Source organism: Actinophytocola sp., assembly GCF_035634895.1.
Taxonomy (GTDB): Bacteria; Actinomycetota; Actinomycetes; order Mycobacteriales; family Pseudonocardiaceae; genus Actinophytocola.
Genome location: NZ_DASQCC010000244.1, coordinates 1 through 4,349, shown reverse-complemented (window position 1 = coordinate 4,349; position 4,349 = coordinate 1). Strand labels below are relative to the sequence as shown.

4 protein-coding genes are annotated in these 4,349 nt (G+C 72.0%); 2 read left to right on the top strand and 2 right to left on the bottom strand.

What is annotated here, in order from left to right; translation table 11 throughout:
- The first annotated feature begins 504 nt into the window (after positions 1–504).
- Positions 505–870, top strand: coding sequence for a hypothetical protein (locus tag VET29_RS38155; RefSeq protein WP_324930233.1), 366 nt, complete (start codon positions 505–507; stop codon positions 868–870).
- Between the two features lie 183 nt (positions 871–1,053).
- Here VET29_RS38155 and VET29_RS38150 read toward each other — a convergent pair whose 3' ends face one another.
- Positions 1,054–2,649 carry an IS1182 family transposase gene (locus tag VET29_RS38150; protein WP_324930230.1) on the bottom strand — a complete coding sequence of 532 codons (1,596 nt, stop codon included), beginning with the start codon at positions 2,647–2,649 and terminating at the stop codon, positions 1,054–1,056.
- A 104-nt stretch (positions 2,650–2,753) separates the two neighbouring features.
- On the opposite strand from VET29_RS38150, the gene VET29_RS38145 reads away from it, so the two are divergent.
- Positions 2,754–3,629 (top strand): 3-methyladenine DNA glycosylase, encoded by an 876-nt coding sequence (locus VET29_RS38145; RefSeq protein ID WP_324930228.1) that lies wholly within the window; start codon positions 2,754–2,756, stop codon positions 3,627–3,629.
- Here the strand turns inward: VET29_RS38145 and VET29_RS38140 are convergent.
- The coding region (locus VET29_RS38140; RefSeq protein ID WP_324930225.1) for a helix-turn-helix transcriptional regulator at positions 3,618–4,349 on the bottom strand (732 nt) is incomplete at its 5' end. The two genes, VET29_RS38145 and VET29_RS38140, sit on opposite strands and share 12 nt — an antisense overlap.

Here is a 4,349-nt window from a genome sequence, read left to right as displayed (position 1 = left end):
GACGTCGACCCACCGACACAGCCTGCCATGCGGCCCGCGCACTGATGGCCGACCGTCCGACCACGACGCGAGAACCGGACCCAAACGTCGGACACCCCGCCCAAACTGCCCCTACGATCTCGCCGACGGGACCGCGCGCAGCCCCGGTGATCGGGGGCACCGTGTCCGGCCTGAGCCGTCGCGCGTTCCTCACGCAGACCGCCGCTCTCGCCGCCCTGACCGGCCTCGACGCGCATACCCTCGGCGGCCTGCTCGCCGAGCCGGAGGCGGTCGCCGCCGCCATCCCGTCGACTCTCGTCGGCACCGTCCTCCAGGGACCGGTGACGACGGGCAGCTATCGCCGCCTCCTCGCCGGACCCGGCGAGCCCTACCTGCCTCGCCTCGACGTCCTCGGCCGAGCGCCGGGGGCGAGCCGCACCGGCGCGCGGCGGTCCCTCCTCTACCTCGGCCACCTCTCCGATCTGCACGTCATCGACTCGCAGTTCCCCCGGCCGGATCGAACCGATGATCGTGTCCGACCACGCCGCCTGGGGCTCGGCCTTCCACCCGCAGGACGCGCTGGCCGCCCCGGTCGTCGTCGTGCCGGTCGTATGGCTCCTCGCGGCGGTGGCGCTCGGCGAGCCGAAGCCCGTCCGGGCCGCCGTTCGCGCCCTCCGCGCGGCGCCGGGCCGCCACGTCCTGGTCGCGCTGGCGACGGTCGTGCTGGCGGGCGTCGCGTGGCTTGTCGCCCTGGTCCTCGGCGTTCTCCTGCCCGGACTGATCGGCGACGCCGGCACCTGGCTGTGGTTCGGGCTGACGGCCATGGTGGTCCTGCGGATGTGGTGCGGCCTGCACCGCCGGGTCGACTCGGACCCCGTCGCCGCCGGCTAGGAGACTGCTGAACAAGGGTCTTGTTGAGGGTGTCGGTCACGCGGGGACGGGCAGGGCCCCTCTCAGGGTGGTCTGTGTCGCAATGGCTGGGTCATCGCCTGGGCGCGACATCGAGCTGACTGTGCCCGTCGCGGCCATCGTGAGGGGTGTGTTGTGGGGCGTCGGGCGCTCGTTGACGGCGGGTCAGGCCAGCTGCCAGGTTCCGTGTCGGTGGGTCAGGCCGAGGGTCAGGAGTCGGCGCAGGTTGAGAGCGGCGAGACGGTGGTGGAGCCAGGCGTTGTTCTTAGCGATGCCGCGGTAGGGCACTCGACGGTTGCCTCGTACGAGCCAGGCGATCGACCGTTCCACCATGGGCCGGTGGGTGCGGTAGCTGTCCTGGAAGGCTTGGTCCTTTGCGCGGGCCCGATGAGCGCGCAGGAGCGCCTCGTGCTCATGGACCTTCACCGAGCGGCCGCCGCTGGATGCGGTGCACCGCTGGCGAAGCGGACAGCCGCGGCAGGCGACGCCGAAGGTTACGGTTCTCTTCGCGCTTAACGAGCGGGTGACACCGGCTGGGCAGGTCAACGTGCCGGCGTCCTGGTCGTAGCCGAAGTCGTCGATGGTGAACCCGCCCTCGACCGTCGGCGTGGTTGGCCACGGCTTGATCACCGGGGTGTGCCCCGCCCGCTCGAGCGCGGCCAGCATCTGACCAGTGCCGTACGCCGAATCGGCAAGAACCTCAACGCCGTTGCCTTCACCGCTAATGTCCACGGTGTTGTCGTCCACGGTGTTGTCCCGCTCAAGCAGATCGGCGCCGACCGTGGCGTCGCCGTTGTGTGGCCCGCTGGCTCCGGTCAACGCTGCCGCCGTGGTCAAACCGGTATCCGGCTCGATCACCAGGTGCGCCTTGAACCCGTCCTGGCGCCGCTCTCGGCTCTTGTGCGCATGCCGCGCCTCGGGGTCCACCGTGGAGATCACCCGATCCGGGGCGGTCCGGCGGGCGATCCGCCAACGGCCGTCGGTGCCATCGGAGTCCTCAGCGGGTTCGACGTCCTGCCCGGCGACCAAGGCCAGCAGCGTCACCGCCTCGGCAGCCTTGCCGCCGGCCTTCTCGATCGCCTCGACGTCCAGAGCCTCCAGCACCGTCAACGCGTCATTGACCAGCGCGGACACCAGCTCGTCCCGGGCCTGCGGGTCGTCCCACGCGATCCGCGGCTTGCCCGACGCCGAGTAGTCGTGCCCGGTGCAGCGTGCCGCCACCAGATCCGCCGCCCCAGGAACCTCCCGTGCCACCCGCCGGATCGCGGCAATCAGCTGGGTGACGGTGTCCTGCCGGGCGACCGCGTCATCAAGGACCGTGGAGTCCAACGCCCGCCGTGACCGGCCCGCCACCGCCCCGGTCTCGACGATCACCTGGCGGACCGCCTCGAAGATCCGGTTCGGACGCTCGCTACCTGCCAACCGGCGCCGCCAGTACGTCAACGTGCTCGGATGGAAGGCGCCAGCGTCGACGGCGACCCCACACGCCGCCTTCCACCGCAGGTCGAACGTGACCGCCTCCGCGGCCTCCCGATCAGACAGGCCGTGCAACGTTTGCAACACGATCACCGCCGCGACCACGTCCGGCGGCAACGACGGGCGGCCACGGCCCGAGGGAAACAGATCCTCGAACATCTCCGCCGGAAACAACCGCTGCCGGTGCCCAGCCAAGAACACGAACACGCTGCCCGGCTCAAGCAGATGACCAGCAACGGACTCCACATCCAACAGCTCACGCTGAACCCGCGAACGACCCTGCATGAACCCAATGCTCCCAAGCCGGAGCCCACCAGCCATGCAGGCGCGGCATTGTTCAGCAGTCTCCTAGGCACCTTCGGCGACGAACCCGCATACCCTCGTATGCCGTGAGCGTCCTGTCCCCGGAGCAGTGGAGAGCACGCGAGCGCGCCCATGCCGAGCGGGTCGACGCGGCCACGGCCGAGCACCGGGCCCGTCGCGCGGACGGGGCCAAGCACCCGGTCGAGGACTTCCTGTTCACGTACTACGCCAACTCGGTGACTGCGCTGCGGCGCTGGCACCCCGGCGCCGGCGTCGGGCTGGACGAGGCGGCCGGGACCGAGCGGGCGTCGTGGCGGTACCACCGCGCCGACGGTCGCGTCGTCACCGTCGACCTCGACGCCTACCTCGCCGAGCGCGGTACCCGGGTCGCGACCATCCGCCGCCTCCTCGCCGCGACCCTCGACCGGCCGGCCCAGTTCGGCTGCTTCGGGCTGCACGAGTGGGCCATGGTGCACCGCCTGGACCAGGACGGTGTGCGGCACCCGGACTGGCCGCTGCGGCTCGGGCCTGCCGCCACCGACCGGGTCGTCGAGACGCACCAGCTCGCCTGCTCGCACGTCGACGCGTTCCGGTTCTTCACCCCGACGTCCCGGCCGCTCAACGCCCTGCAACCGACTCGGGAACAGCAGGTCGCCCTCGAGCAGCCGGGCTGCCTCCACGCGGGGATGGACTGCTACAAGTGGGCGTACCAGCTGGTGCCGGTCGTTTCGAGCGAGCTGGTCATGGACGGTTTCGACCTGGCCCGCGACATCCGGGTCCTCGACATGCGCGCCTCGCCGTACGACCTGAGCGCCCTTGGCTACCAAGCGATCCCGATCGAGACCCGCGAGGGCAAGGCGGAGTACGTCGAGGCCCAGCGGGCGTTCAGCCTCCGCTCGCAGGACCTCCGGCGCCGGCTCCTCGACGCGACCGCCGCCGCGCTGGCCGCATCAGCCGCCTGACGCCACGAGATCGGCCAGCTCGCTGCGGTTGGTGATGCCGAGCTTCGTGTAGACGTGACGCAGGTGGTACTCCACCGTCTTGGGGCTGAGGAACAGCGCCCCCGCCGTCTCCCGCGTGGTGCGGCCGTCGACGAGCAGCTGGACGATCTGCCGCTCGCGGGGAGTGAGCAGGTCCAGGCCGGTCGCACCGTGCGGGGCGACGGTCACGCCGGTCGCCGCCAGCTCGTCCGCGGCGGCGGCGGCCCACGGCCGCGCCCCCAGCCGCTCGAACGCCTGGTAGGCGTCCTCCAGCCGGCCCCGCGCGTCGACCCGCCGCCGGGCCCGCCGCAACCGCGACCCGTACGCCAGGTTGGTCCGGGCGGTCTCGTAGACGTCGGGTGTCGCGGCGTGGAGCGTCAGCGCCGTTCCGAACGCCGCGTCGATCTCGTCGTCGCCGGCCAGCAGCCCCGTCGTGCGCCAGGCCCGGGCCAGCGACCACGGCTGGCCCTTGCGCTCCGCATCGCGGCGATGCCCGGCAGCCACCTCGGCCGCCCGGTAGACGTCCCCCGTGCGGAGCAGCACCTCGGCCAGCTCGGGAGCGGGCGAGAGGTCGACATCTCGGATCCGCGACGCGTCGAGGAGCGCGACGAGGGACGCATACCGCTCCCGCGCCTCGTCCATGCGCCCCGCGCCGAGCTCCAGGTCGCCCAGCGCGAACCCGGCCCAGATGCGCGCGATCAT

Excerpts from the sequence above, each read along its gene's own strand:
- VET29_RS38150 (WP_324930230.1), bottom strand. The coding sequence starts at position 2,649 with ATGCAGGGTCGTTCGCGGGTTCAGCGTGAGCTGTTGGATGTGGAGTCC.
- VET29_RS38155 (WP_324930233.1), top strand. The coding sequence starts at position 505 with ATGATCGTGTCCGACCACGCCGCCTGGGGCTCGGCCTTCCACCCGCAG.